Here is a 23601-nt window from a genome sequence, read left to right as displayed (position 1 = left end):
CCGCGAATGCCCTGGGTAGGGTCCTGCCGTCGGGTACGGGTGGGCACGAAAGCGAGTGAACAGATGATCCCAGGGGGAGGACGGCGCGCGCTGGTCGCGTTGCTGGCCGTCGCGGCGGTCGCCGTGAGCGGGTGCAACGGGAAGAGCAGCTCCGGGAACGGGCCCGTCCAGGACACCGGCGCCGGGTCGGTCTCCGGGCTGCCGGTGACGCACTTCGAGAGCGGCCTCAAGCCGGACGCGCCGACGCCGAGCCTGAACGTCCGCAACGCCGAGGGCGGCGAAGACGACAAGCTCGCCACCGCCGCGATCGATGACGTCCAGACTTACTGGGGCGAGATGCTCTCGGCGAACTTCGGCGAGCAGTTCGAGCCGGTGAAGTCCCTGCTGTCCTACGACGCGCAGACCGACACCGAGGAAACCGGCTGCGGCAGCGTGAAGAAGCTCGTGAACGCGTTCTACTGCCCGGTCGACGACTCGGTGGCGTGGGACCGCGGCGTGCTGCTGCCGATGCTGCGCCAGCGGTTCGGGCCGATGTCGGTGGTCGTGGTGCTCGCGCACGAGTTCGGCCACGCCGTCCAGTACCGGCTCGGCGACAAGGCGGGGATCACCAAGAGCACCCCGACCGTGGTCAAGGAGCAACAGGCCGACTGCTTCGCCGGCGGCTACTTCCGCTGGGTCGCCGAGGACAAGAGCAAGTACTACCGGGTGTCGACGTCCGAAGGCCTGAACCAGGTGATGGCGTCGATGTTCCTGATCCGCGACCAGGCGGGCACCAGCGCCGCCGACAAGGGCGCGCACGGCACGGCGTTCGACCGCACGTACGCGTTCCAGGCCGGGTTCGAGAAGGGCCCCAAGGAGTGCGCGGGGATGACCACCGAGAACGTCAAGGCCCGGCTCACCGAGCGTCCCTTCGACAAGGGCGACAAGGGCAAGGGCGACGCGAAGTTCAACGCCCAGACCGTCGAGCTGCTGAAGAAGAGCCTCGACGAGGCGTTCAAGGGCGCCGGGGTGGCCGCGCCGGAGATCACCGACGGCGGCAGCTGCCAGAGCACGCCGCCGGCGTCGTACTGCCCGGACGACAACACCGTGAGCATCGACATGGCCAAACTGGCCCAGCTAGCCCAGCCGATCGACCGCGAGGCCGAGATGAAGGGCGAGGACCCGGGCGGCATGGGTGACTTCGCGGCGTTCTCGGAGGTCGCCGCGCGGTACGCGCTGGGCATCCAGAAGGGCGTCGGCGCGTCGATCGACAACGCGAACGCGGGCCTGCGCACGGCCTGCCTGGTCGGCGCGTGGGCGGCGTTCACCAACCGCCCGGGCGACCTGCGCCTCTCGGCGGGTGACCTCGACGAGGCCATCGCGGACCTGCTGCAGCCGGAGAGCCTGGTGTCGGCGGACGTCAACGGGAAGCGCCCGGACAGCGGTTTCGACCGGGTCGAGGCGCTGCGGAAGGGCTACCTCGAGGGCTCGTCGGTCTGCTCGAAGCAGTACGCCTGACCAAAGCCGTGAATACCACCTTGACGAACTAAGTGTCCGTCAAGGTGGCATTCACGGCTTTCGGCTCAGAAGAGGGCGCTGGCCAGGTCGCGGCGGGCCCTCATCACGCGCTCGTCGGCCGGGTCGAACAGGTCGAACAGGGCCACCAGGTGCTCGCGCACCCGGTTCCGGTCCTCCCCCGCCGTGCGGCGGACGGCGTCGATCAGGCGCTTGAAGCCCGCCTCGACGTCGTTCTCCGCGATGTCCAGGTCGGCCGCGTCGAGCTGGGCCGCCAGGTCGGCCGGGTCGGCGTCGGCCTTGGCGCGCGCGTCCGGGTCGGCGCTCTCCGCGCGGGCGGTGAACTTGACCTGGGCCAGCGCGTTCTTCGCCAGCTCGTTCGCCGGTTCGACGTCGAGGATGCGCTCGTACGCGGCCTGCGCCGCGGCGAAGTCACCCCGCTCGAAGGCCTCTTCCGCCTCGGTGAAGCGCGGGTCCTCCGGCTCCTCGACCGGGCCGCCGGCCGCCTCCGCCTCGCGGATCCCGGGCAGCTTGTCGCGCAGGGCGTCCAGGAGCGAGTTGATCCACTTCCGGATCTCGGGCTCGGGCAGCGCGCCGGAGAACGCGTCGACCGGCTGGCCGCCGGCGATGGCGACGATCGTCGGGATGGACTGCGCACCGAACAGCTGCGCGATCCGCGGGTTCGCGTCGACGTCGACCTTCGCGACGACCCACGCGCCACCGGACTCGGCGGCCATCCGCTCCAGCACCGGGGACAGCTGTTTGCACGGGCCGCACCATTCGGCCCACAGGTCGACGACCACCAGCTGGTGCAGGGACCGCTCCACGACCTCGGCCTGGAAAGTGGCCTCGGTGACATCGATCACGGCATCGCCCGACGCCGGCCGCGGCGGCCCGTCGCCACCGGCCGGGCCGGCGGGCGGGGCCGGCTGCTTGCGCGCCGCTTCGGCGCGAGCCTTGAGCGCGGACAGGTCGACCGCGCCGGAGAGGGCGGCGGACAGGGCCGCTGACTTCGCTGCAGATCCGCGTGGTTGTGTCACGGTTCCATCCTGGCACGCGTGCCGCAGCGTTTCACCGGGTGCCCGGCCCGTCCGCTTGGCAGGACGGCACGGCTGGGGCAGGCTCGGCCGGGTGCACATCCGGCGTGACGTGAAGGTGGGCCTGTCGATCGCGGCCGCCGTCGTCTGGGTCGGCGCGGTGACGGTGCTCATCGTGCACGAACCGGACCCGGGCGCGGCCTCGCCCGCCGAGCTGCGCGACCGGCTCGCCACGGCGCTGGACGCCCACGATTCCGACGCTCTCGCCGGCTTGCTCGACTACCCCGGCTCCGGCGGCGGCGACTTCGCGAAGGACTACGTCGCGGTGCTGGCCGACCGCGGCGTCCGCGACGTCGTGGTGGAGCTGGCCCCGGACCCGGCGGCGCCGACCCACGCGACGGTGGCGGGCACCCTCGGCGACGGCAGGCCGTTCAGCTACCCGCTGACGGTGACGAGCGAAGACGGCCGCTGGACGATCGCCTTGACCCCGCCGCTGCCCTGACACCGAGGCTCAGGAGTCGCGGAGGTGGGCTTCGATCCGGTCCACCTTGGCTTCCAGCTGGTCGGTGAAGCCGGGGCGGATGTCCGCTTTCAGGACCAGGCCGACGCGGGCCGAGCCCTCGCCCGCGGCCTCGACCGCGCGCTTGACGACGTCCATCACCTCGTCCCACTCGCCCTCGATGTTGGTGAACATCGCGTTGGTCGAGTTGGGCAGCCCGGATTCGCGGACCACCTTCACCGCGCGGGCGACGGCTTCGCTCACCCCGCCGTCGGGCTCCCCGCCGAACGGGCTCACGCTGAACGCGACGATCATGCTCGGAATTCCCTTCTTCGGTGGTCATTTCCGCCAGTCGTGCGACACCCGCCGGTACCCGCTGGTAACTTCGCGTGTCATGAACCGTCCGCTGCCGTTCGACCCGATCGCCCGCGCGGCCCGGATCTGGGAGGACCGCATCGGGCCCTCCGGGACCATGGCCGCGGTGACCGGGGTGATGCGGGTCCAGCAGATCATCCAGTCCGCGGTGGACGGCGCGCTCAAGCCGCACGGCCTGACCTTCGCCCGGTACGAAGCGCTGGTGCTGCTCACCTTCGCCCGCAGCGCCAGCCTGCCGATGCGGGTGATGGGCGAGCGGCTCCAGCTGCACCCCACCAGTGTCACCAACATAGTGGACCGCCTGGAGCGCGACGGGCTGGTGAAGCGGGTCCCGCACCCGACGGACCGCCGCACGACGCTGGTGGAGATCACCGACGAGGGCCGGGCGCGCCGCGCGGCCGCGACCGAAGCCGTCACCGCGATCGACTTCGGGCTGAGCGGCCTGACCGAGCGCCAGACCGAGCAGCTGACGGACCTGCTGACGAAGGTGCGCCGCGCCGCCGGAGACTTCAGCGAGTAGCCGTTCCGCAGCGCACCGTCCACACGAGAGAACACGAAAAAGGCCCGCGCGGACAGCGCGGGCCTTTCTCACGAACGGGAATCAGGCGGCGACGGGTTCCTTGGCCTGGAACAGGCCGACACCGCCGTGGGACAGCCGCTGCGGGCCGTCGAGCTTGCCGTTGCGCAGCGCCCACTTCTCGAACAGCCACGTGAACAGCGGCGGGATGCTCGCGAGCAGGGCCAAGACCAGCGTCTTCGGGCGCCAGCCGAGCGGCTTCGCCACGGACAGGGAGATCACCACGTAGAGGACGAAGATCACGCCGTGCACCATGCCGAGGACGGGCACGCCGCCCTCGCCGGAGGAGTGGACGACGTACTTGAGGAACATCCCGACCAGCAGCCCGGCCCACGACAGGGCTTCGGCTACTGCGGCCACGCGGAACACTAGAGCGGCCTTGCTGGACACTTCTTCCTCCTGTGGGGTCTCACCACGTCTGGTCCTGACATGAGAAAGCCGCCCGACAACCGTCCAAGGCGGACTCACCATGAACGTCAACAGCTCTGTCGGACGTGCTGATACCAGTGTGAGGCGTGACGGCGCTCACCGGAACACCGGGGGCCGTGACGATGCTCACGGCCGCGGTCCATTGTGGTCTGAACCACGGCCGTGAGCGCTCGTGTCTACTCCGCGCAGGGTGAAGGCGGGGCGGACGACGGTGATGTCGCCCACGTCGCCTTCGCAGCGTCGGTGGTGAGGGTGAAGTCGAGCGTCGCGCCACGCTTCAGCTGGTCCACGCCGACGAACACGCGGTCACTGGGCTTCGACCCGACCTTCAGGCCCGAGACGTACTGCAGCTTCGAGCCGGCGGCACCCGGCGCCTTGATCGTGACGTCGCGCCCGTTCTCCAGGTGCAGCACGGACTTCTCGAACCGCGGCACGTTGAGCACGAAGTTCCCAGTCCCTGGGACGGCGGGGTACATCCCCAGCGCGCTGAAGACGTACCAGGCCGACATGGTGCCCAGGTCGTCGTTTCCGGTCACGCCGTTGGGCGCGTTGGTGAACAGCGTGTGCGCCGCCCGCACGACCGTCGACGTCTTCGCCGGCTGCCCGGTGAGCGCGTACATCCACGGCGAGTGCAGGTCCGGCTCGTTGTTGGGGTTGTAGCGGAACTGGTCGTAGTAGTCGTACGGGCCGACGACCCAGTTCTCGCGAACCGCCGTCGCCGGGTTCTTCACCAGCTCGTCGTAGGCGAAGAAGTCGTCCAGGCGCTTACCCGTGGCCGCCGGGCCGCCCATCCGCTGGACCAGGCCGGGCACGTCTTGCTGCACGAGCCACTGGTACTGCCAGGCCGTGCCCTCGTGGAAGCCGTCCTGGCTCTGCGGGCTGTACGGCTTGTCCGCGGGTGAGAACCACGCGCCGCCGAGCACCTTCGGCCGGAAGAACCCGGTGAAGCCGCGGTCGGTCTGCGTTTCGTCCCACAACGTCCGGTAGGTCCGGCCCTTCGCGGCCAGCGCCGCCGCGTCGGCCTTCTTGCCGAGGGCCGCGGCCATGACCGACAGCGAACAGTCACCGAGCGCGTACTCCAGGGTGGCCGACGCGCCGTGGTTCGGATCGGTGTCCTGCCCCTTCTTCGGGAAGTCCGGGTCGTACTGGACGAAGCCGTCCTTCTGGTAACTGGCGTTGCCCGAGCGGCCCTGGAACGGCGACGCGGCGGGCGGGATCTCGCGCGAGTTCTGCAGGAGGGCCTGGTAGGCGTGCATCTCCTCGCCCGACAGCGCGCCGAAGCGCCACAGGTCCACCAGGAACGGCGTGACCGGGTCGCCGGTCATCGTGTTCGTCTCCTGGCTGGCGTACGCCCACCGCGGTAGCCAGCCGCCCTGGTCGTGGATCGCCAGGATGCTCTTCGCGATGTCCCGCGCCCGGTCCGGCCGCAGCAACGCCAGGAGCTGGTTCTGCGTGCGGTAGGTGTCCCACAGCGAGAAGAAGTCGTAGTACGTCCAGCCGACCGCGCGGTGGATCTTTTTGTCGAACCCGTAGTAGCGGCCGTCCGCGTCGTTCGCGGTGAGCGGCTGCAGCAGCGTGTGGTAGAGCGAGGTGTAGAAGACCGTGCGGTCGTCGGGCGTACCACCCTTGATGTCCACAGTGGACAGCTCGCGCCGCCAGGTCTTCTGCACGTCCGCCTTGGCCGCGTCGAACGACCGGATGCGTTCGGCGGCCAGGTTGATCCGCGCGCCGGCCGCGTCCACCTGCGAGATCGCGGTGGTGGCGGTGACCTGGCTCGAACCGCCGAACGTCAGCCACGCGCCGCGCAGGCCCGCACCGCCTTCGGACGAGCGGGAGCCGGGCGTGCCGCCGGCCGGTGACCACGTGCCGAACGCCTTGAACGGCTGGTCGAACTTCGTCGTGAAGTACGTCGTGTAGGCCTTGCCGCCGCAGAACGCCTGCGACTCCACGGTTCCTTCGACGGTCCGGTCGTCCACGACGCGGATGCTGCTGCCCGTCACCGGTTCCTTGTCGTTGGCCTGCCCGACGTTGACGAAGACGTTGGCGGCACCGGACTGGGCGAACGTGTACCGTTCGACGCCCGCCCGCGTGGCCGCAGTCGTCTCGACGTCGACACCGCCGTAGCCGGTCAGACGGACCTTGTAGTAGCCGGGCTTACCGACTTCTCCGTCGTGGGTGAACGGCGAAGCGTACTGCTTCTGGTCGAAAGAGGACGGTTGCGTCGTGTCGAAAGCCTTGCCGGGGCCCACCTCCCCGGTCGTCGGCAGGGTCGAGACCAGGCCGCCCTGCTCCCAGCAGCCCGCGCCGGACAGGAAGAAGTGCCCGAACCCGCGGATCGCGGTGTCGGTGTAGCGGTAGCCGGCGTAGTGCGAGGTGATCGGGCTGACCTGCGTCATCCCGAACGGCGCCGAGGCGCCCGGGAACGTGTTGCCCTCGTCCTGCGTGCCGATGAACGTGTTGACGGCGTCAAGGGCGTCCCCGCCGGCCGCGTGGGCCACGGCGGGACTCACCCCCGTCGCCACCACGGTGAGCGCCAGCGCGCCCGCCAGAACCTTGCTCTTCACCAAGACAGCCTCCGGAAAAGGGGAAGGCCGCCCGCGCGGGCGGCCTTTCCGGGATGGATCATCACGCGCCGACGGCGATCGCGAACACGTGCAGCGCGCCGCCGCTGACGTTCGACGGCAGCGTCACGCTCGCCACCGTCTTGCCCGCGTCGAGGGTGATCGGATTGGTGCCGAACACCATGGTGCGGATCTGCTGCGGGTCGCCGCCCGAAGCGTTGCGGTACGGGGTCGACAGCACGATCCGGTTGCCGAACGACGGCTGCGCGCCGCCGCCGCCGAGGGTCCAGTCGGAGAACCCGATGGTGGCGGTGGACCTGCTGCCGTCGGTGTAGGTGACGGTCAGCGTGCCCGACGCGTTGCCGTTCGACGCCGAGCCGAGCAGCGCGAGCCGCCCCGAGCCGGAGACGTTCACCGTCTGCCCGCCGGCGATCACGTTGTCCGGGTCCCCGGCAGGGAAAGACGGCCAGGTGAACTTCAGCCCGTCACTGGTGACCGTCCCGCCCGGGACGGCCCCGGCCGCGGCCAGCGCGTCGGCCGAGTAACTCCAGCCACCGCCGTCGAAGTTCGCCGCCTCGGGCTTGGCGTCCGGCGAAATCCCGGCGTTGTCCACCGTGGCGAGCCAGCTGTTCGGCTGGGCCACGAGCACCGTGAGCACGGCCTGCGAAGAGGCCACCCCGGGCGCCGAGAACGTCACCGGGATGCGCCGCGCACCGTCGGCCAGCCCGGCGGGGACCGACACCGTCAGCTCCGCCTGGGCTTTGCCCGCGGCGGGCACCGCGATGCTGCCGGTCGCCGGGGTCAGCGTGATCCCGTCGGCGCTGCCCGCGGAGTACGTCCAGCTCCGGGCCGTGCCCGAAAGGTCCTGGACGCCCACCGAGACCTGGGACGTCGACCCCGACGGCGTCACCGCGCGAGCCGGGTCGACGAACGACAGGCTCGGCTTCTCCTGGTCGCGGAAGGACGGCGGGGCGTCGGCCGGCGCGCTGCCCCACGCGGTCGGCGTCGCCGACAGCGTGAAGTCGAGGGTGCCGCCCGTCGAGACGAGTGCCTCCGGCATCCACGCCTTCGCCGCGGCCCCGCCGTTGACCTTCAGGCCCGCGACGTAGTCACCGGTGCCGGCCGACGTGACGGTGATCTTCTTGCCCGCCCCCGTCGTCAGCACGGCCTTCGGGAACAGCGGCGTGTTGAGCACGAACTCGGCGCGGCCCGGGATCTCCGGGTAGATGCCGAGCGCGGCCCAGACGTACCAGGACGACATCTGGCCGAGGTCGTCGTTGCCGATCAGCCCCTCGGGCCGCGGGTTGTACAGCTCGTTCATCGAGCGCCGGACGATCGACTGCGTCTTGGCCGGCGCGCCCGCGTAGGAGTACACCCACGGGGCGTTCGAGTTCGGCTCGTTGCCCATGAACGCGTACGGCTCCTGCGTGCCCGCGTTCAGCTTCGTGAAGAAGGTGTCCAGCCGGGACTGGACGGCGGTGCTGCCGCCGAACGCGGTGACCAGGCCGCCGAGGTCGTAGGGCACCATCCAGTCGTACTGCGCGCCGTTGCCCTCGACCCAGCCCTGCGAGCTCGCCGGGTTGTAGGCGCCGGCGAAGGAACCGTCGGAGTTGCGCGGCTGCAGGTGGCCGGTGCCCGGGTTGTAGAGGTTCTGCCAGTTCTGGGCTCGCTTCATGAACGTCGTGTACGTCGCGGAGTCGCCGAGCCGCTTGGCGAACTGGGCGATGGCGAAGTCCGCGCTGGTGTATTCGAGCGTGTCCGCGCCGGCGCCGGGGACGTACCCGAGGGTCTGGTAGTCCTCGAGGCCGGGCCGTTCGGTGTAGCCCTGCGTCGGCTGGGTGGCGCCCTTGACCATCAGCAGCAACGCCTTCTGGGCGTCGAAGTCCCGCGCGCCGAACGCGTACGCGCTGGACACGATGATGTGGTACGGGTCGCCGTTCATGACGCCGGTGTAGTCGTTCGCGACCGTCCAGCGGTCCCACGAGCCGCCCTGCTCGGCGTAGGCCATCATCGAGCGGACGATGTCCGACGTCTCCTTCGGCGCGATCGTCGCCAGCAGCGGGATCTCCGAGCGGTAGATGTCCCAGCCGGAGAAGTTGGTGTACATCGCGTGGCCCTTGTCGGCCTGGTGGATCCGGCCGTCGAAGCCCGGGTACCGACCGTCCACGTCCGAGAACACGTTGGGCTGGATCAGCGAGTGGTACAGCGACGTGTAGAACGTCGTCCGGTCGGCGTCGGAGCCGCCGGTGACGGCGATCTTGCCGAGCTGGTCGTTCCACGCCTTGCGCGCGGCCGCGGCGACGGTGTCGAACGGCTTCTTGGTGTTCTCGGCCTTGAGGTTGGCCTTCGCGCCGTCCACGGACACAAAGGACAGTCCGACCTGGACGTTCACCTGCGCGCCGTTGAGGTTCGCGAAGGTGACGTACCCGCCGCTGCCGGGTCCGCTGACGGTGGTGTTCTGCGGCGCCACCTTGGCCGGCCGGGCGATCGACGCGTCGACGCCGTTGGGCTGGGCCACCTTCGCCTTGGCCCCACCGGTTTCGGCGGCCTTGTTCGGCGTCACGGCGCCGTTCTTCCAGGTGCCGATCGACTCGAACGGCGTGTCGAACTTCGCCGAGAAGTAGACGCGGTAGCTGTTGCGCGCGCCGCAGAAGCGGCCGCTCGTGGCCCAGCCGCTGATGGTGTCCCTGCCGATGGTGATCGACGCGTCGTCGGTGCCGTTGACCGAGCCGGAGGTGTTGACCAGCAGCGTCGAGGACGCGCCGGCCGGGTAGGTCAGCCGCGCCGAGCCGGTGCGCTGGGTCGCGCTGAGCTCGACCTTCGCGCCGCTGTCGAGCGTGACGTCGTAGGCGCCCGCGGTCGCGTGTTCGTTGGCGTGCGAGAACTTCGACGTGTAATGCGCTGGGTCGGTCGCCGGGGAAGTCGTCACTTCGCCGACGTATGGGATGAACGGGATGTCCTGATAGGTCGAACAGCCGGCGCCGGACAGGTGCGTCAGGCTGAAGCCGGTCAGGGCGTCGTCGTCGTAGAAGTACCCGCCGGGCTGGGACTTCACCGTGTCGGGACTCCACTGGACCATGCCGAACGGCGCCACCGCGCCCGGGAACGTGTTGCCGGCACCGCCCCCGGTGCCGTGGTCGGCCCCGCCGGGCCGGGTGCCCACGAAGGGGTTGACCCACTTCGCGTAATCGGTGCTTTGAGCTGCCGCCGCGGGGACAGCGGGAGCCACCGCTGCCGTCACCGCCAGGGCCAAGAAGATTGAACCGGCTCTCCAGCGCGCTCGCGCCATCGCCATCGCCTCTCCACCTCGTCAGCGCGACCGAAAAGGGTGAAATGACAACCTTGTCGCGCAGTCGGTCGAACCCGGCCACCTTGGGCAGCGGCTCACGAGACCGTCAAGGGATCCGTCAAGACCTGTCCGCTTCCGGACAGCGTGATCAACCGTCTGCCCTACGACGTCGGTAGCCGAATCGGCACAATCCACGCAGCAGGCGTTGACAAGCGCCGGGTGCGTGGCGTTCAATCCCCGTCACTATGACAACGTTGTCTCCCCTCGGCCGGGACCGGGACGGCAGCACGCGCACCGCGAGCAGGCGGGCCACGATGAGCGACGTGGCCCGGCTGGCGGGCGTGAGCATCAAGACCGTCTCGCGCGTGGTCAACGACGAACCGGCAGTGCACCCGGACACCGCTGAGCGGGTCATGGCGGCCATCGAACAGCTGGGGTTCCGGCGCAACCTGGGCGCGCGGAACCTGCGCCGCGGGTCGACCACCGGCACCATCGGGCTGATCGTCGAGGACGTCGGCAACCCCTTCTACTCCGAACTGAACCGTGCGGTCGAGCGCATCGCGACGTCGTTCGGCCGCCAGGTGCTCACCGGCTCGTCCGAGGAGAACTCCGACCGCGAGCGCGAGCTCGTGCTGGAGTTCTGCGCGCGGCGGGTGGACGGCATCCTCGTCGTCCCGGCCGGCCTGCAGCACGGCTACCTGGTGCCGGAGATGCGCGCGGGCACGCCGGTGGTGTTCATCGACCGGCCGGCCGGCGACATCGTCGCCGACACCGTGCTGGTCGACAACCTCGGCGGCACCATCGAAGCGGTCACCCACCTGGCGCAGCACGGGCACCGGCGGATCGCGTTCCTCGGTGACAGCCCGGACATCTTCACCGCGGCCGAGCGCCTGCGCGGGTTCCGCGAGGGCTGCGTGCGCAACGGGATCTCCTACGACGAGTCGCTGGTCACCATGAGCACGCCGACGCCGGACGGCATCGGGAACGCGGTGAAGCGGCTGCTGGACGGCCCGGACGCGGCCACCGCGGTGATCGCCGGCAACAACCGGATCGCCGTGCACCTGCTGCGCGCGCTCGCGCACGCCGAGCGCCGCCCGGCGATGGTCGGGTTCGACGACTTCGAGCTGGCGGACCTGCTGAACCCGCCGGTCACCGTGGTCGCGCACGACGTGAGCGCACTGGGCCACGCCGCGGCCGAACTGCTCTTCGCCCGCGTCCAAGGAGATCAGTCCCCGCCCAGAAAGGTAGTCCTGCCCGTGCATCTCGTCGCCCGTGGTTCCGGTGAGGTCGCCCCGTGACCCTCGAACCGATCCGGCTCGCCGCCAACCAGCCGCCGCAGTTCTACCGCGGGGGCGACGCCATCGCGGCGCTGCGCGGAGCCTCCTCCGACAAGAAGTCCGGCCCGGAGGACTGGGTCGCCTCGGCGACCACGATGTTCGACCAGGAGACCAACGGCCTGACCCGGCTGCCCGACGGCTCCTGGCTGCGCGACGCCGTCGAGCGCGACGCCCCGGCCTGGCTCGGCGCGAAGCACGTCGAGGCGCTCGGGACGTCGACCGGGTTGCTGGTGAAGCTGCTCGACGCGGGCCAGCGGCTGCCCGTGCACTTCCACCCCGACGACGCGTTCGCGAAGCGGCACTTCGACTCCCACTTCGGCAAGACCGAGGCGTGGATCGTGGTCGGCACCTACGGCGACGACCCGCGCGTCTACCCCGGCTTCAAGGAGACGCTGCCGAAGGCGACGGTGTCCGAGTGGACGCGGGAGCAGGACGTGCCTTCGATGCTGGGCGCCCTGAACAGCATCCCGGTTTCCGCCGGCGACACCGTCTACATCCCCGCGGGGCTCCCGCACGCGATCGGCGAAGGCGTGTTCGTCGTCGAGCTGCAGCAGCCGACGGACTTTTCGCTCACCATCGAGTGGCGCGACTTCCTCGCGTCACCGGAGAAGGGCCACCTCGGCCTCGGGTTCGACACGGCGATCGAGGCACTCGACACCTCCGGCTGGGACGCCGAACGCCTCGAGACGATCATCAAGCGCACCGCGGGCGACAACTCGTCCACCGTGGATCTGCTGGCCGGCGGCTCGGAGCGGTTCTTCCGAGCCGAACAGCTACGCACCGACAAGGCGACAACGTTGTCACTCGATCCGTCGTTCGCGGTCCTGGTCGTCTTGGACGGCGAAGCCACCCTGCGCACCGAGCACGGCGGCGAACACGCGCTGGCGAAGGGCGACACCTACGTCGTCCCGTTCGACGCCGGCCAGACCGAGCTGTCCGGCTCCGCGACGGTCATCCGCTGCCGGCCGCCGGCGCCGGAAGAGAGGCACGGATGAGCGAAATCCTCCTGGACGCGATCGACCTCACCAAGCACTACGGGTCCGTCGAGGCCCTGCGCGGCGCGTCGTTCCAGGCGCGCGCGGGCGAGGTGACGGCGCTGATCGGCGACAACGGCGCCGGCAAGTCCACGCTGGTCAAGTGCCTCTCCGGCGCGGAACAGCCGACGTCGGGGAAGATCGTCCTGGACGGCGAGGAGGTGCACTTCGACTCGCCGACCACCGCGCGGCGGATGGGCATCGAGACCGTCTACCAGGACCTCGCCGTCGCGCCGGAACTCGACCCGGCGGCGAACCTGTTCCTCGGCCGCGAGATCCACCGCAAAGGCATCCTCGGCAAGCTCGGCATGCTCGACAAGGCCGAGATGCGGCGGCAGGCCGTCGAAGAGTTCCAGCGCCTCGGCGTGACGCTGCAGAGCACCGACGTCCCGATCGGCTCGCTGTCCGGTGGCCAGCGCCAGAGCGTCGCCGTGGCGCGCTCGGTCGTGTGGGCGTCGAAGGTCGTGTTCATGGACGAGCCGACGGCGGCCCTGGGCGTCGTCCAGCGCGAGCGCGTGCTCGACGTCATCAAGAAGGTGCGCGACAAGGGCATCGCCGTCGTGCTGATCAGCCACAACATGCCCGAGGTGCTGTCGGTCGCCGACCGCGTCGAAGTGCTGCGGCTCGGCAAGCGCGTCGCCCGGTTCACCGGCAGGGACACCAAGCTCGAAGACCTCGTCGCCGCGATGACCGGCGCACTCGTGCAGGAGGAGGCGGCGTGAGCGTGTCGACTCCCGAGAAGAAGGACATCCAGGAGACGCCGGAAGCCGGTTTCGGCAAGCGGTCGCCGGGCCGGCGCCTGATCGAGGCCAACACGTTCTGGATCGGGCTGGTCCTGGTGGCGCTGGTCGTGCTCTTCAGCGCGATCGCGCCGGACAGCTTCCCGACGCTGTTCACCTTCCAGACGCTGTTCATCGAGTCCTCGGTCCTGCTGATCCTTTCCGTCGGCATGACGTTCGTGATCATCACCTCGGGCATCGACCTGTCGGTCGGCTCGGTGCTGATCCTCGCGGGCATGGTCGCGGGCAAGACGATGGAGGGGATGTCCGGCGGCGACGCGTCGAAGGCGGGCTGGGGCGTCATCACCGTCGGGCTCGTCGTCGCGGTGATCACGGGAACGATCTGGGGCCTGATCAACGGCTTCCTGGTCGCGGTGGCCAAGATCCCGGCGCTGATCGTCACGCTCGGCACGATGGGCGCCGCGCTGGCCACCGCCTACCTGCTCAACGGCGGTTCGGACCTGCGCACGGTGCCGGCCGCGCTCACGCAGACGCTGGGGTACGGCACGTCCTTCGGCGTGGTGCCCAACCTGGTGATCGTCGCGATCGTGATCACCGTGATCGGCGCCTGGCTGCTGCGGACGACGAAGTTCGGCCGGTACACGTTCGCGGTCGGCTCCAACGCCGAGGGCTCGCGGCGCGCGGGCATCGGCGTCACGATGCACCTGCTGAAGGTGTACACGCTGACCGGCTTCCTGGCCGGGATCGCCGGGTTCCTCTCGCTGGCCTACTACAACTCGACCACCATTTCCGGGCACACCACCGACAACCTCAACGCGATCGCCGCGGTCGTGATGGGCGGGACCAGCCTCTTCGGCGGCGTCGGCACGATCCTCGGCACGGTGATCGGGGTCTTCATCCCCGCGGTGCTGCGCAAGGGCTTCAACATCATCCACGTCCAGGACTTCTGGCAGATGTTCATCGTCAGCTGGGTCCTGGTCGCCGCGGTCTGGTTCGACCAGCGCCGCCGCCGTCGCCGCAACTCCCGCTGAGTCCCCTTCCGAGTACAAAGAGGTGCTTGTGTCATGAACCTTTCCAAGACGCTCCTGGCCGTGGGCGCGCTGGCGTCCGCCGCCGCCCTCCTGACCGCGTGCGGCTCCGGCACGGTCGGGCAGACCGGGTCCGGCGACTCCGCCCAGCCGACCGGCGGCAAGAAGCTGGCGCTGATCCCGGGCGTGCAGGCCGAGCCGTTCTACATCTCGCTGCAGTGCGGCGCGGAAGCCGAGGCGAAGAAGCTGGGCTACGAGCTGACCACGCAGGCGCCCCAGAAGTTCGACGCTCCCCTGCAGACCCAGCTGGTCAACGCGCTCGGCGCGAACCCGCCGGCGGCGCTGCTGATCGCCCCCACCGACGACACCGCGATGCTGGCCCCCATCCAGCAGGTGAAGGCGCGCGGCACGAAGATCGTCGAGGTCGACACCGCACTGAAGGACACCGGTGTGGCCGTGTCGTCGGTCTCCTCCGACAACACGGCGGGCGGCAAGCTCGCCGCGCAGACGATGGCGAAGCTCTCGGCCGGCAAGAGCGGCTCGGTCCTCGTCCTCGACACGATCGCGGGCACCTCCACCACGGCGGCCCGCGCGAAGGGCTTCGAGGACGAGCTGAAGAACACGCCGAACCTGAAGTCGCTCGGCGTCCAGTTCACCCAGAACGAGCCGGAACAGGCGGCGGCCAAGGTGACGGCGGCCCTGTCGTCGACCCCGGACCTCATCGGCGTCTTCGCGACCAACCTCAACACCGGTGAGGGCGCGGCGACCGGCCTGCGCAACGCGGGCAAGGTCGGCGCGGTCAACCTGATCGGCTTCGACGCGAGCCCGTCCGAGGTCGAAGGCCTCAAGAACGGCCAGTACCAGGCCCTGATCGCCCAGGACCCGGCCTCAATCGGCACCCAGGGCGTCCAGCAGGCGGTCGCAGCCATCGAGGGCAAGCCGGCGACGCGGAACCTCACCGCGCAGCTGCACTCGATCACCAAGGCCGACATGGACGCCAACTCGCAGTACTTCTACAAGCAGAGCTGCTGACCCGTCCGTCAGAGCCCTGCGAGGGGTCCGCCCACCCTCGCAGGGTTCTGACCAGCCGTTTCACCGCCGGTGAACGACCACTGCCGGTCACCGCGGTGAGAGAACCGCTCACCGCATGACCCGTTCCCCCGGAAGGGTGGCCCGCGTCACACTCGCATGCACATGCAGATGCATCGGCACATGCATGATCGCAGGAGGGTGCGATGAGGTATCGGCCGGCCGTGCACCGCACGGTCTTGGCGGTCGACGTCGAGGGCTACGGCGACCAACGCAGGAGCACGCCCGACCGCCTGGCGTTGCGCGCCGGGCTCTACCGCGCACTGGACCGGGCGTTCGACGACGCCGGCGTCCCCTGGCGGGACTGCCGGCCCGACGACTGCGGCGACGGGGTCTTCGTCCTCGCGCCGCCGGAAATCCCGAAGGGACTCTTCGTCGAGTTCCTGCCGACCGCGCTCGCGGTCGCACTGCACCGGCACAACCGGACGCACGACGCCGGGGCCCGGATCCGGCTCCGGATGGCGCTGCACGCGGGCGAAGTCGCCTACGACGACCACGGCGTCACCGCCCCGGCGATCAACCAGACGTTCCGGCTGCTCGAGGCGAAACCGCTGCGGGAGGCGCTCAAGGCGTCGCGTGGCGTGCTGGCCCTGATCACCTCGGCTTGGTTCTTCGACGAGGTCGTCCGGCACAGCGACGGTCTCGACCCGACGACGTTCCGGCCGGTGCCGGTGGCGGTCAAGGAGACCCGCACGACCGGCTGGATCTCGCTGCCGGACCGGCCGTACCCGGCGAACGCGAGCCTGCTGGGCGGCGTCACGGCGATCGACCACTACCGCACCTGGCGCCGGTTCCGCCGCCACGCCCAGGTGCTGGCCGATCAGGAGGGCCCCGCCTGGCCGTAGGATCTACTCCCCAGCCGCCGAGGGAGGCTCGATGACCGCGCTGCACCTGCGCCCGGCGTCCCGCGCCGACCCGCTGCCGGTGCTCGCCGCCGCCCACCGCATCACCGACGACCTGCGCGACGGCCTGTCCGGCACCCGCGCCCGCCGCGCCGCGCACCGCCTGCGCCGGCTGTTCGGCTTCCCCGGGCTCGGCCTCACCGACCTGTCCGGATCGCTGCTGTGGTCCGGACGGCCGGGGCCGGACGCGGTCGTGGCGAAGGTGCTCGACGGCGTGCTGCACACCGAGGAACCGGGCTCCGCGCCGGACGTTCTCGTGCTGCCGCTGCACGTCCACGACGAACTCGCGGGCGCCCTGCTGGTCGTCGGCGACGTCCGGGACGCGGTCGCCGGCCAGGCCGCCGACCTGGTCGTCCGGGCGCTGGAGCGCGGCAGGCTCGAGGCGTCGGCGGAACAGGCGGCGCAGGCCGAACTGCGGGCCCTGCGGGCGGAGATGTCGCCGCACTTCGTCTACAACGCGCTCACCGTCATCGCGTCGCTGGTGCGCTCGGACCCCGACCGCGCCCGCGACCTCATGCTCGACTTCGCCGACTACACCCGCTACAGCCTGGCGAGGCACGGTGAGTACACCGTGGTCGCCGAGGAGTTCCGCGCGATCGAGACCTACCTCGCGCTGCAGCGGGCGGTGCTCGGCGAACGGCTGCGCGTCCAGGTGCGGGTCGCGCCGGAGATCCTCGCCGTCGCCGTGCCGTACCTGGTGCTGGAACCCCTGGTGGAGAACGCGATCCGGCACGGCATCGAGCCGCGGTCGGGCACCGGCCACGTCCAGGTGCACGGCCAGGCGGAAGGGAACGACTGCGTGATCTTCGTCGAGGACGACGGGGTCGGCATGGACCCGGAACGGGCGGCGGACATCCTCGCCGGGCGCGTCGGCGAGGACGATGCCGCAGGTCTGGGATTGGCCAACGTGGACAGGCGACTGCGGGACGTCTACGGCGCCTGGTACGGCCTCACCGTCGAAACCGAGGTCGGCGCGGGCACCCGGGTGATCGTGCGGGTGCCGCGGTTCCAGCCGGGGGTGCTGCCGTGACCGGCCTGCGCGTCCTCGCCGTCGACGACCTGCCACCCGCGTTGGACGAGCTCTGCCGCATGCTCCGCGAAGCGCCCGAAGTCCGCGAAGTCGTCGGCGCGGGTGACGCGCTGAAGGCGTTGAAGCTGCTGCAAGCCGACCGGTTCGACGCGGTGTTCCTCGACATCTCGATGCCGGGCCTCGACGGCCTGGAACTCGCGTCCCTGCTGGCGAAGCTGAGCGAACCGCCGGTCATCGTGTTCGTGACCGCGTACGACGGGCACGCCGTGACGGCGTACGGCATCGGCGCCGTCGACTACCTGCTCAAGCCGGTGCGCGCCGAACGGCTGTCCGCGGCCCTGGCGAAGGTGCTGCGGATGGCGACCCCGGCTTCGCGGCCGACCCCGGACGCCATGGCCGCCCTGCCGGTCGAGTCCGGTGGCCGCACCCGGTACGTCCGCCGCGACGACGTCCTGTTCGTCGAGGCGCACGGCGACTACGTCCGGCTGCACACCCGCGGCGGCGTCCACCTGGTGCGGATACCGATCTCGCGGCTCGAGGAGTACTGGGAGGGCACCGGGTTCAGCCGGGTGCACCGCGGGTTCCTCGTGGCCGTCGACGCGGTGCTGGAGCTGCGCAGCGACTCCGCGGGCGGGCTGCTCGCCCACACCGAGGCCGGCGACGTCCCGGTGAGCCGCCGGCACGCCCGCGACCTGCGGGACAGGCTGCTGGAAGCCGCCCAGCGCGGCCAGCTCGGGCCAGGCCCGCGATGAGCAAGATCCGGCGGGCCGCCGTCACCAGCCCGCAGACCCGGCTGGCCCACGCCCGCCGCCGGTCGCGCGGCCGCTGGCGGCAGGCCCGGCTCCCCGCGGGCGACACCCAGCGCGCGACCGCCCTCTACCGGGCCCAACGCCGTCGCGGCATCCCCGCGCTGGTCCTCATGTTCGCGCTCCTGCTCGGCATGCCGGGCGTGTTCGCGATCTTCCCGGGCCTGGACACCGTGCGCCTGCTGGGCATCCCCGTGTCCTGGCTGATGCTCGCGGTGCTGCCGTACCCGGCCATGGCCCTGCTGGCCCGCTGGCAGCTGCGCCGCGCCGAGCGCCTGGAGGACGACCGATGACCCTGCATGAGAGCGGCAGGGCGCACTAGTGGGCATCGCGCTCGCCGTCGCCCCGGTCGTGCTCGTGACGCTGCTGATCGGCGTCCGCGGGGTCGCCGCGATGCGCACGACGTCGGACTTCCTCGTGGCGTCCCGGCGGATCTCGCCGCTGGTGAACTCGGCCGCCGTCTCGGGCGAGTACCTTTCGGCGGCCTCGTTCCTGGGTATCGCCGGGCTCGTCGTCAAGAACGGCATCGGGGCCCTGTGGTACCCGGTCGGCTTCACCGCCGGCTACATCGCGATGCTCGTGCTCGTCGCCGCGCCGATGCGGCGGTCGGGCGCCCTGACCGTCCCCGACTTCGCCGAAGCCCGCCTCAACTCCCCCGCGCTGCGCCGCCTGGCCGCAGTGGTCGTCCTGGTGATCGGCACGATCTACGTCGTCCCGCAGTTCCGCACCGCCGGCCTGGTGCTCACCGCGGTGGGCGGCACCCCGTACTGGGTCGGCGTGGTGCTGGCCGGCGCCGCGGTCAGCATCACCCTCGCGCTCGGCGGCATGCGCGCGGCGACGTACGTGCAGGCGTTCCAGTTCGTGCTGAAGCTGCTGCTGTTCCTGATCCCGGCGATCTGGCTCGTGCTGCAGGCCGGCGCGGTCAACCGGACCGACGCGCTCAACCCCGTCGAGTTCACCCACTTCGCCCGCGAGACGCCGGTGAAGTTCGAGGTCGACGTCACCATGGAACTGCGCGAACCGACGCCCGTGCGGCGCAACGGCGTCGTGGAAGTCCTGCCGCCGGGCGAGTTCACCGCGCACAGCCAGGACGAGGTCGTGTTCGGCGCGGGCACGGCGGTCCCCGCGGTCCGCGGCGGCGCGCCGCTCGGCGGCGGCGACTGGCGGCGCCCGCTGCTCGACCTCGGCGACCAGGGCTACCCGCTGCTCGGCACGTGGGCCGTGCTCGTCGCGACCATGCTGGGCACGATGGGCCTGCCGCACGTCCTGATGCGCTTCCACACCAGCCCGGACGGCCGCGCGGCGCGCCGCACCGCGGCGATCACGGTCGCGCTGCTCGGCGTCTTCTACCTCTTCCCCGGCGTCTACGGCGTGCTCGGCCGGGTGCTCGTCCCCGGGCTGTACCTCTCGGGCGCGACGGACACCGTGGTCGTCGCGCTGCCGTACCAAGTGGACAGTGGCTGGGCCGGCGGGCTGTTCACGGCCCTGCTGACCGCGGGCGCGTTCGCCGCGTTCCTGGCGACGTCGCTCGGCCTGCTGCTGGTGATGTCGGGTGCGATCGCGCACGACCTCGTGCCCGGCGGGTTGCGCCGGCTGCGGATCGCCGTGTTCGGCGTGGCCGGGGCGATGGTGCTGCTGGCGCTGCGCTCGGCCGAGCTCGACGCCGGGGTGCTGGTCACGTGGGGCTTCACCGTGGCCGCGTCGACGTTCTGCCCGCTGCTGGTGCTCGGCATCTGGTGGCCGCGGCTGACCGCGACCGGCGGGATCGCCGGCGTGCTGACCGGGCTGGTGGCGTCGTCCGGCTCGATCTTGCTGGCCCTCGCCGGGCCGCCGCTGCACGGCTGGGTGGCGATCCTGGTGCAGCAACCGGCACCCTGGTCGGTACCGTTGGCGTTCGGCGTAATGGCCCTGGTCTCCCTGCGGGGCAGGCCACCCGTCTGGTCGACGGCGGCGATGCTGCGCCTGCATCTGGACGAACCCCGTTCGACCGGACCGCGTGACCGTTCGTCAACCGTTCGTCGTCTCGCCCGGCTGTTGAACCGCTGAATCTTCACGTGAGACTCACGCGTCCCTACGGTGTCGCACGTCACTTTCCGCAACGTCGCAGGGAGCAGCGATGAGCACCACGGACACCGGCGGGCCCCCGGACACGTCAGAAACCATCTGGGAACGCGCGCACGAAAGTACCGAGTTCCGCGAGCTGCGCAGCCGCTTGCGCCGGTTCGTCTTCCCGATGACGGCGGTGTTCCTCCTCTGGTACCTGCTGTACGTCCTCCTTGCGGACTACGCGCACGGCTTCATGAGCACCAAGGTGTTCGGCAACATCAACGTCGGCCTGATCTTCGGCCTGCTGCAGTTCGTCTCGACGTTCGTCATCACCGGCCTCTACGTCCGGTACGCCAACCGGAAGCTGGACCCGGTCGCCGAAAAGATCCGCGAGGACATCGAAGGCGACGCTGCGAAGGAGCAAGCATGACGACGAACATCGCCGCGGGCGTGGAAGGCAGCAACCCGCTCCTCAACATCCTCATCTTCGCCGCCTTCGTGGTCATCACGCTGGTGATCGTGTTCCGGGCCAGCCGCAACACGAAGACGGCGTCGGACTACTACGCCGCCGGCCGCGCCTTCACCGGCCCGCAGAACGGCATCGCGATCTCGGGTGATTACCTGTCGGCGGCGTCGTTCCTCGGCATCGCCGGCGCGATCGCCATCAACGGCTACGACGGCTTCCTCTACTCCATCGGCTTCCTGGTGGCGTGGCTCGTCGCCCTGCTGCTGGTCGCGGAACTGCTGCGCAACACCGGCAAGTTCACGATGGGCGACGTCCTGGCCTTCCGGATGAAGCAGCGGCCGGTGCGGGCCGCGGCCGCGACGTCGACGATGGCCGTGTCGTTCTTCTACCTGCTCGCGCAGATGGCCGGCGCCGGCGGGCTCGTGGCCCTGCTGCTCGGCGTCGAAGGCGGCGGCGCGCAGGCGCTGGTGATCGCCGTGGTCGGCGTCATCATGATCGCCTACGTCCTCATCGGCGGCATGAAGGGCACCACCTGGGTGCAGATCATCAAGGCCGCGCTGCTGATCGTCGGCGCGCTCGTGATCACCCTGTGGGTGCTCGGCAAGTACAACTTCAACTTCTCCAGCCTGCTGCAGGCCGCCGTCGACAAGGCGGGCAAGGCCGGGGAGACGCTGCTCGGCCCGGGCAAGCAGTACGGCGCCACCGGGACGTCCAAGCTGGACTTCCTGTCCCTGGGCATCGCCTTGGTCCTGGGCACCGCGGGTCTGCCGCACGTCCTGATGCGCTTCTACACGGTGCCGACCGCCCGCGACGCGCGCCGCTCGGTGGTGTGGGCGATCGTGCTGATCGGCGTGTTCTACCTGTTCACGCTGGTCCTCGGCTACGGCGCCGGTGCGCTGGTCGGGCCGGACACCATCAAGAAGGCACCGGGCGGGGTCAACTCCGCGGCCCCGCTGCTCGCGCTCGAACTGGGCGGGCCGGTGCTGCTGGGCCTGATCTCCGCGGTCGCGTTCGCCACGATCCTCGCGGTGGTCGCCGGCCTGACGATCACGGCGTCCGCGTCCTTCGCCCACGACGTCTACGCGAACGTCGTCAAGCGGGGCAAGACGTCACCGGACTCGGAGGTCAAGGTCGCCCGGATCACCGCGGTGGTGATCGGCGCCCTCGCCATCGGCGGCGGCATCCTGGCCAACGGGCAGAACGTCGCGTTCCTGGTCGCGCTGGCCTTCGCCGTCGCGGCGTCGGCGAACCTGCCGACGATCCTCTACTCGCTGTTCTGGAAGCGGTTCAACACCCAGGGCGCGCTGTGGTCGATCTACGGCGGCCTGGCCATCACGATCGTGCTGATCGTGTTCTCCCCCGCCGTTTCCGGCAAGAGCACGTCGATGTTCAAGAACGCCGACTTCGCCTGGTTCCCGCTGAGCAACCCCGGCATCGTCTCGATCCCGGCCGCGTTCATCCTGGGCTGGCTGGGCACGGTCCTGTCCAAGGAGCACGACCAAAAGAAGTACGCCGAGATGGAGGTCCGCTCCCTGACCGGCGCGGGCGCCGAGAAGGCCGTGGTCCACTAGCGGCTTCGTTCCGACGGCGGCACCGACCCCGAAGGGCCGCCGCGAGGGTGTTCCCGATCCCCTCGCGGCGGCCCTTCGGCCATCAGTACGGCAGCTTGCCCTGGGCGACGCCCGCGACGGCCGCTTCGAACTGCTTCCGGACGTACTGCCACAGCCCGCCGCCCAGCGAAATCCTCGCCACCCCCAGTTCGGCGAGGCCGTCGAGGCCCGGGCTGCCCGGCCACGCGGGCGCGTTGACCGCACCGCCGACCCCCTGCACGAACTCCGCGATCAGCTCCGGCGTGCGCAGGTGGATCGGGTAGACGCAGTCGGCGCCCGCTTCCAGGTAGGCCTTCGCCCTGGCGACGCCGTCGGCCAAGGCCTCCTTCGGGTCCACTCCGCGGAAGGAGTCGACCCGGGCGTTGATCACCAGCCCGTCCCCCGCCGCCCCGCGCAGGGCGGCGATCCGCGCCGCCTGCTCGGCGACCGGCCGGACCCCGCCGGTGGCGTGGTCGGTGTCCTCGAAGTTGCAACCCACGGCGCCCGCGTCGAGCAGCCGGCCCGCCAGTTCGGCCCCGGATAGGCCGTAGCCCGACTCGGCGTCGACGGTGACCGGGACGCCGACCGCCTTGGCGATCCGCGCGGCGGCGGCGAACATCTCGTCCGCGGGCGCCTGCTCGCCGTCGGCGAACCCGAGCACGGCCGCCACGGCGACCGAACTGGTCGCCACGGCGGGGAACCCGGCGGCCTCGACGAGCTTGGCGGTGTCGGCGTCCCAGACGTTCGGCAGCACGAGCGGCTGGCCGGGGACGTGCAACGCCTTGAGCGCGGCGGCGGTCACGAGTCCCGCTTCGGCAGCGGCGTGTGGCTGGTGATGGTCATCCGGTTCCAGCTGTTGATCGCGATGATCTCCCACGCGACGGCCTGGTACTGCTCCTCGGTGAACACCGCCACCGCCTGCTCGTAGACGTCGTCGGGCACGGTCTGCGTCGCGGACAGCTTGGTCATCGCCTCGGTGAGGGCGAGGGCGGCCTGCTCCTGCTCGGTGAACAGGTCGGTCTCGCGCCAGCCGTCGAGCACGAACAGCCGTCGCGGCGACTCGCCCAGCTCGAGCGCGTCGCGGGAGTGCATGTCGAGGCAGTACGCGCAGCCGTTGATCTGCGACGCCCGGGTCTTCACCAGTTCCAGCAGTTTGGGGTCGAGCCCCGCGTTGGCGCCGGCCTTGTTCACCTCGGCCTGCAGGTTCGCCATCGCCTGGTACAGCTCGGGAGCGCCCCCGAGCCCGATTCGTTTGGTCATGCCGTCCACGCTA

At 70.6% G+C, this 23601-nt stretch carries 22 protein-coding genes; 15 read left to right on the top strand and 7 right to left on the bottom strand.

The genetic code is table 11. From position 1 onward, the window contains the following. Window positions 1–63: 63 nt before the first annotated feature. Window positions 64–1497 (top strand): neutral zinc metallopeptidase, encoded by a 1434-nt coding sequence (locus tag AB0M80_RS29080; protein ID WP_364571303.1) that lies wholly within the window; start codon window positions 64–66, stop codon window positions 1495–1497. Between the two features lie 65 nt (window positions 1498–1562). Here AB0M80_RS29080 and AB0M80_RS29075 read toward each other — a convergent pair whose 3' ends face one another. Next, the gene (locus tag AB0M80_RS29075) at window positions 1563–2534 is read right to left on the bottom strand and encodes a tetratricopeptide repeat protein (protein WP_364571301.1); all 972 of its coding nucleotides are present in this window, start codon (window positions 2532–2534) and stop codon (window positions 1563–1565) included. Between the two features lie 91 nt (window positions 2535–2625). Here AB0M80_RS29075 and AB0M80_RS29070 point away from each other — a divergent pair, with 91 nt between their 5' ends. Continuing rightward, window positions 2626–3033 (top strand): hypothetical protein, encoded by a 408-nt coding sequence (locus AB0M80_RS29070; protein ID WP_364571299.1) that lies wholly within the window; start codon window positions 2626–2628, stop codon window positions 3031–3033. A gap of 9 nt (window positions 3034–3042) precedes the next feature. Here AB0M80_RS29070 and AB0M80_RS29065 read toward each other — a convergent pair whose 3' ends face one another. Continuing rightward, entirely contained in the window at window positions 3043–3345 is a 303-nt protein-coding gene (locus AB0M80_RS29065) for a thiamine-binding protein (RefSeq protein ID WP_364571298.1), read from the bottom strand. A 79-nt stretch (window positions 3346–3424) separates the two neighbouring features. Here AB0M80_RS29065 and AB0M80_RS29060 point away from each other — a divergent pair, with 79 nt between their 5' ends. Beyond that, the gene (locus AB0M80_RS29060; RefSeq protein ID WP_364571296.1) at window positions 3425–3925 is read left to right on the top strand and encodes a MarR family transcriptional regulator; all 501 of its coding nucleotides are present in this window, start codon (window positions 3425–3427) and stop codon (window positions 3923–3925) included. Between the two features lie 81 nt (window positions 3926–4006). Here AB0M80_RS29060 and AB0M80_RS29055 read toward each other — a convergent pair whose 3' ends face one another. From AB0M80_RS29055 to AB0M80_RS29045, 3 genes are all read right to left on the bottom strand, one after another. Beyond that, on the bottom strand, window positions 4007–4372 hold the full coding sequence (locus AB0M80_RS29055) for a DUF3817 domain-containing protein (RefSeq protein WP_091306129.1): 366 nt from the start codon (window positions 4370–4372) through the stop codon (window positions 4007–4009). Between the two features lie 215 nt (window positions 4373–4587). Then, entirely contained in the window at window positions 4588–6978 is a 2391-nt protein-coding gene (locus tag AB0M80_RS29050) for a GH92 family glycosyl hydrolase (RefSeq protein ID WP_364571294.1), read from the bottom strand. Window positions 6979–7036: 58 nt separating this feature from the next. Next, a complete protein-coding gene (locus tag AB0M80_RS29045) occupies window positions 7037–10261 on the bottom strand; it encodes a GH92 family glycosyl hydrolase (protein ID WP_364571692.1) in 3225 nt (1074 codons plus the stop codon). A 314-nt stretch (window positions 10262–10575) separates the two neighbouring features. Between AB0M80_RS29045 and AB0M80_RS29040 the strand changes: the two genes are divergently transcribed. The 12 genes from AB0M80_RS29040 to AB0M80_RS28985 all read left to right on the top strand — a co-directional run bounded on the left by AB0M80_RS29040 (window position 10576) and on the right by AB0M80_RS28985 (window position 22310). Further along, window positions 10576–11559: a LacI family DNA-binding transcriptional regulator gene (locus tag AB0M80_RS29040; protein ID WP_364571690.1), complete on the top strand. Its 984-nt coding sequence runs from the start codon at window positions 10576–10578 to the stop codon at window positions 11557–11559. Then, complete coding sequence (locus tag AB0M80_RS29035) at window positions 11556–12593, top strand: class I mannose-6-phosphate isomerase (RefSeq protein ID WP_364571293.1); 1038 nt, start codon at window positions 11556–11558, stop codon at window positions 12591–12593. The genes AB0M80_RS29040 and AB0M80_RS29035 overlap by 4 nt, the downstream gene beginning before the upstream one ends. After that, on the top strand, window positions 12590–13354 hold the full coding sequence (locus AB0M80_RS29030; RefSeq protein WP_364571292.1) for an ATP-binding cassette domain-containing protein: 765 nt from the start codon (window positions 12590–12592) through the stop codon (window positions 13352–13354). The genes AB0M80_RS29035 and AB0M80_RS29030 overlap by 4 nt, the downstream gene beginning before the upstream one ends. Beyond that, the gene (locus tag AB0M80_RS29025) at window positions 13351–14403 is read left to right on the top strand and encodes an ABC transporter permease (RefSeq protein ID WP_364571291.1); all 1053 of its coding nucleotides are present in this window, start codon (window positions 13351–13353) and stop codon (window positions 14401–14403) included. Before AB0M80_RS29030 ends, AB0M80_RS29025 begins: the two co-directional genes overlap by 4 nt. Window positions 14404–14436: 33 nt before the next feature. Next, window positions 14437–15432 carry an ABC transporter substrate-binding protein gene (locus tag AB0M80_RS29020; protein WP_364571290.1) on the top strand — a complete coding sequence of 332 codons (996 nt, stop codon included), beginning with the start codon at window positions 14437–14439 and terminating at the stop codon, window positions 15430–15432. Between the two features lie 203 nt (window positions 15433–15635). Beyond that, window positions 15636–16334: a hypothetical protein gene (locus tag AB0M80_RS29015; protein ID WP_364571289.1), complete on the top strand. Its 699-nt coding sequence runs from the start codon at window positions 15636–15638 to the stop codon at window positions 16332–16334. A 31-nt stretch (window positions 16335–16365) separates the two neighbouring features. Beyond that, window positions 16366–17421: a histidine kinase gene (locus AB0M80_RS29010; protein WP_364571288.1), complete on the top strand. Its 1056-nt coding sequence runs from the start codon at window positions 16366–16368 to the stop codon at window positions 17419–17421. Next, window positions 17418–18173 carry a LytTR family DNA-binding domain-containing protein gene (locus AB0M80_RS29005; protein WP_364571287.1) on the top strand — a complete coding sequence of 252 codons (756 nt, stop codon included), beginning with the start codon at window positions 17418–17420 and terminating at the stop codon, window positions 18171–18173. Before AB0M80_RS29010 ends, AB0M80_RS29005 begins: the two co-directional genes overlap by 4 nt. Beyond that, on the top strand, window positions 18170–18520 hold the full coding sequence (locus tag AB0M80_RS29000; RefSeq protein ID WP_364571285.1) for a hypothetical protein: 351 nt from the start codon (window positions 18170–18172) through the stop codon (window positions 18518–18520). The genes AB0M80_RS29005 and AB0M80_RS29000 overlap by 4 nt, the downstream gene beginning before the upstream one ends. A 28-nt stretch (window positions 18521–18548) precedes the next feature. Next, window positions 18549–20273 carry a cation acetate symporter gene (locus AB0M80_RS28995; RefSeq protein WP_364571283.1) on the top strand — a complete coding sequence of 575 codons (1725 nt, stop codon included), beginning with the start codon at window positions 18549–18551 and terminating at the stop codon, window positions 20271–20273. Window positions 20274–20343: 70 nt separating this feature from the next. Next, entirely contained in the window at window positions 20344–20703 is a 360-nt protein-coding gene (locus tag AB0M80_RS28990) for a DUF485 domain-containing protein (RefSeq protein ID WP_364571281.1), read from the top strand. Next, window positions 20700–22310 carry a cation acetate symporter gene (locus AB0M80_RS28985; RefSeq protein WP_364571279.1) on the top strand — a complete coding sequence of 537 codons (1611 nt, stop codon included), beginning with the start codon at window positions 20700–20702 and terminating at the stop codon, window positions 22308–22310. The genes AB0M80_RS28990 and AB0M80_RS28985 overlap by 4 nt, the downstream gene beginning before the upstream one ends. Window positions 22311–22392: 82 nt before the next feature. On the opposite strand, the gene AB0M80_RS28980 is transcribed toward AB0M80_RS28985, so the two are convergent. Together AB0M80_RS28980 and AB0M80_RS28975 are read right to left on the bottom strand one after the other, a co-directional pair. Next, the gene (locus tag AB0M80_RS28980; protein ID WP_364571278.1) at window positions 22393–23130 is read right to left on the bottom strand and encodes an isocitrate lyase/phosphoenolpyruvate mutase family protein; all 738 of its coding nucleotides are present in this window, start codon (window positions 23128–23130) and stop codon (window positions 22393–22395) included. Then, window positions 23127–23588 (bottom strand): carboxymuconolactone decarboxylase family protein, encoded by a 462-nt coding sequence (locus AB0M80_RS28975; protein ID WP_364571276.1) that lies wholly within the window; start codon window positions 23586–23588, stop codon window positions 23127–23129. Before AB0M80_RS28975 ends, AB0M80_RS28980 begins: the two co-directional genes overlap by 4 nt. Window positions 23589–23601 lie beyond the last annotated feature (13 nt).

The organism is Amycolatopsis sp. NPDC051045, from assembly GCF_040682955.1.
Lineage (GTDB): Bacteria > Actinomycetota > Actinomycetes > Mycobacteriales > Pseudonocardiaceae > Amycolatopsis.
Note: the sequence above shows the minus strand (reverse complement) of the source record. Positions and strands in the feature narration are given on the sequence as shown.

Coding starts and splice junctions, on each gene's coding strand:
- AB0M80_RS29080 (WP_364571303.1), top strand. CDS start 64: ATGATCCCAGGGGGAGGACGGCGCGCGCTGGTCGCGTTGCTGGCCGTC.
- AB0M80_RS29065 (WP_364571298.1), bottom strand. CDS start 3,345: ATGATCGTCGCGTTCAGCGTGAGCCCGTTCGGCGGGGAGCCCGACGGC.
- AB0M80_RS29060 (WP_364571296.1), top strand. CDS start 3,425: ATGAACCGTCCGCTGCCGTTCGACCCGATCGCCCGCGCGGCCCGGATC.
- AB0M80_RS29045 (WP_364571692.1), bottom strand. CDS start 10,261: ATGGCGCGAGCGCGCTGGAGAGCCGGTTCAATCTTCTTGGCCCTGGCG.
- AB0M80_RS29040 (WP_364571690.1), top strand. CDS start 10,576: ATGAGCGACGTGGCCCGGCTGGCGGGCGTGAGCATCAAGACCGTCTCG.
- AB0M80_RS29030 (WP_364571292.1), top strand. CDS start 12,590: ATGAGCGAAATCCTCCTGGACGCGATCGACCTCACCAAGCACTACGGG.
- AB0M80_RS29020 (WP_364571290.1), top strand. CDS start 14,437: ATGAACCTTTCCAAGACGCTCCTGGCCGTGGGCGCGCTGGCGTCCGCC.
- AB0M80_RS29015 (WP_364571289.1), top strand. CDS start 15,636: ATGAGGTATCGGCCGGCCGTGCACCGCACGGTCTTGGCGGTCGACGTC.
- AB0M80_RS29010 (WP_364571288.1), top strand. CDS start 16,366: ATGACCGCGCTGCACCTGCGCCCGGCGTCCCGCGCCGACCCGCTGCCG.
- AB0M80_RS29000 (WP_364571285.1), top strand. CDS start 18,170: ATGAGCAAGATCCGGCGGGCCGCCGTCACCAGCCCGCAGACCCGGCTG.
- AB0M80_RS28990 (WP_364571281.1), top strand. CDS start 20,344: ATGAGCACCACGGACACCGGCGGGCCCCCGGACACGTCAGAAACCATC.
- AB0M80_RS28985 (WP_364571279.1), top strand. CDS start 20,700: ATGACGACGAACATCGCCGCGGGCGTGGAAGGCAGCAACCCGCTCCTC.
- AB0M80_RS28975 (WP_364571276.1), bottom strand. CDS start 23,588: ATGACCAAACGAATCGGGCTCGGGGGCGCTCCCGAGCTGTACCAGGCG.